A 1,238-nucleotide genomic window follows, 5' to 3' on the forward strand; every position below is an offset into this window, starting at 1 on the left:
GATTCGTTAATAATGCTCAGTCACTAAACAATCACCGTAATATCAATAAGTAAAAGTAGATTATAAATTGCGGATAAAACTCACTATGGTAATTTAATTGCCTTACCTAATGTTACTCGGAGCACCGTCATGGGACCTTTAATGCTTGATGTATCAAGTTACGAACTTGATGCAGAAGAACGCGAAATTATTCAACATCCTACCGTTGGTGGCATCATCTTTTTCGCACGTAATTATGACAACCGTGAACAACTTCGTGCGTTAGTAAAAGACATTCGTAAAACCGCTAAACGCCCTCTTCTGATCGGTGTAGACCAAGAAGGTGGTCGTGTTCAACGCTTCCGTGAAGGCTTTACACAACTACCACCAGCCCGTGCATTTGCCGCATCAGAAAATGGTGAAGCCCTAGCAAAGCAAGGTGGTTGGTTAATGGCAGCTGAACTATTAGCCATGGATATTGATATCAGTTTCGCCCCTGTACTTGATCTGGGCTACGACTGTAAAGCCATTGGTGATCGTGCTTTTTCTGATAATCCGCAAGAAATTATTCGCCATGCAAGCCAGTTTATCCAAGGTATGGCGCAAGCTGGTATGGCTGCAACGGGTAAACACTTCCCAGGTCATGGCGGTGTAATTGCCGATTCTCACTTAGAAACACCTTATGATTCTCGTGACAATATCAAACAACATGATATGACAGTATTTAAACATCTTATCGAGAACAATCTGCTACAAGGCATGATGCCAGCACACGTTGTATTTGATGCTTATGATGAAAAACCAGCAAGTGGATCTGAATACTGGTTAAAACAAGTATTGCGTAAAGAGCTTGGTTACCAAGGTGTGATCTTCTCTGATGATCTTAATATGAAAGGTGCTGACGTATTAGGCAGTTACAGCGAACGTGCTGTGGCAGCACAGGAAGCTGGTTGTGATATGGTAATGTTATGTAATAACCGTGAAGGTGCTGTGCAAGCCCTTGATGGTCTACCTCAAACACAGGTTCCTATTTTAGAAACGCTACTGAAAAAACCATCAGGTGAGTACAGCGATCTGATTAACACGCGTATGTGGCAAGAAACACAAGCAACCATTTCTCGCTTAGCTCAAGAGTGGAAAGAGAAAAACGCTTAATCAAAGCTAGTAACTAAAGCCGACATCTGATGTGACCCCATAAAGTTGGACATTTCGGTTAAGCGGCTTGTAAGGCCTGATTTCGATATTCAATCGGAGTCAGG

At 42.4% G+C, this 1,238-nt stretch carries 1 protein-coding gene; it reads left to right on the forward strand.

All coding sequences use genetic code 11. The features are described from left to right. Positions 1 to 129: 129 nt before the first annotated feature. Positions 130 to 1,134, forward strand: coding sequence for a beta-N-acetylhexosaminidase (nagZ, locus tag E5A76_RS14960; RefSeq protein WP_107165737.1), 1,005 nt, complete (start codon positions 130 to 132; stop codon positions 1,132 to 1,134). Positions 1,135 to 1,238 lie beyond the last annotated feature (104 nt).

Origin of the sequence: Photobacterium lucens, assembly GCF_009873615.1 — a bacterium.
In the GTDB taxonomy this organism is placed as follows: domain Bacteria; phylum Pseudomonadota; class Gammaproteobacteria; order Enterobacterales; family Vibrionaceae; genus Photobacterium; species Photobacterium lucens.

What these genes read in the sequence shown, in the direction of transcription:
- nagZ (WP_107165737.1), top strand. Translation starts at nt 130, where the DNA reads ATGGGACCTTTAATGCTTGATGTATCAAGTTACGAACTTGATGCAGAA.